At 60.6% G+C, this 1,034-nt stretch carries 2 protein-coding genes; one reads left to right on the top strand and one right to left on the bottom strand.

The window, feature by feature from the left end:
• On the top strand, positions 1-395 hold a 395-nt coding region (locus tag WFK61_RS26035; protein WP_336814944.1), incomplete at its 5' end, for a hypothetical protein.
• An 82-nt stretch (positions 396-477) separates the two neighbouring features.
• On the opposite strand, the gene WFK61_RS26030 is transcribed toward WFK61_RS26035, so the two are convergent.
• The coding region (locus WFK61_RS26030) for an MgtC/SapB family protein (RefSeq protein ID WP_336814943.1) at positions 478-1,034 on the bottom strand (557 nt) is incomplete at its 5' end.

The following is a 1,034-nucleotide window of genomic DNA, read 5'->3' as shown; positions in this document are numbered from 1 at the left end:
AATCTGAACCACCTGCAAACGCAGCGCGAATTGCAGTCAGGCCAGGTGGATCCCAGAGACGCCCCGAAAAGCCCGACGGACTTGCAAGCGCCGCGGCCCAAACCCTGACCGGAATGACGGAGCATCCAGCTCATCATCAGGAGGCTATCATGCGCATTGGCAGCCACGAGGAATATCAGGCAGCAGTCCATAGGGCTGCGGCATTGAGCGACGCGCTTCCGGATTCCGAGCAAGGCCGGGAGTACCAACGCCTGATCTCCGAAATTCGAGAGTGGGATGAAGCCCACAAGGGCCACAACGCTCACGGCCCAGAGCAGGATGATGGCTTCCTCACGGCTGACGACATGGCTGTCACGGGTTTGCCGGGTAACCTTGGGAAGCTCCGGAAAGATTAAAGCCACTGGGATGGGGCTCTAGCGGCGCCGCCCCATCTGCCAAGTGCAGCTAGCAACACTCAGCGACTACGGTGGAAAGCGCTTACGATCCGGCGCGTCCAGCCATTCGCTCGATCGAGTGATTGACGATAAGCAGAACGATAGTCAGCACAGTCGCAGTCAGGACAATTGCGAAGTCCCCGAGCCCCGCTGCACAGCCTAAGGCCGCGGTTACCCAAATTGCGGCTGCTGTCGTCAAACCCTGTGGTGTTGTTTCCCCCCGCCTCAGCACGATTACGCCTGCACCCAGAAAGCCGATTCCCGTCAGAAGCCCTTGTACAACGCGGCTGGCGGCATCCCCCTCATCCGGCCCGCTGAAAATGGTCGCCGCCGCGGCTGTGCCTAGGCCAACAAGCCCGAAAGTTCGAATCCCAGCGGCGCGCTGCTTATTCGTTCGCTCCCAGCCGACGATCCCCGCGGCCATTCCAGCAAACAGTCGCAGAATAAGATCTAGTTCCTTCCAAAAATCGATCACCGCCGCCTCCTCCCTTGTCAAACGGCGCGCAATGTTGCCCCCCGATCGGCGTCCAATATTGACCCCTTGATGAGCTGTGGCGGTCAGGAGGCGGCGCGGCGGAGCTGGTTTGGGTTGCACAGCCG

Source organism: Allobosea sp. MMO-172 (assembly GCF_037147855.1).
Classification (GTDB): Bacteria; Pseudomonadota; Alphaproteobacteria; order Rhizobiales; family Beijerinckiaceae; genus Allobosea.
Note: the sequence above shows the minus strand (reverse complement) of the source record. Positions and strands in the feature narration are given on the sequence as shown.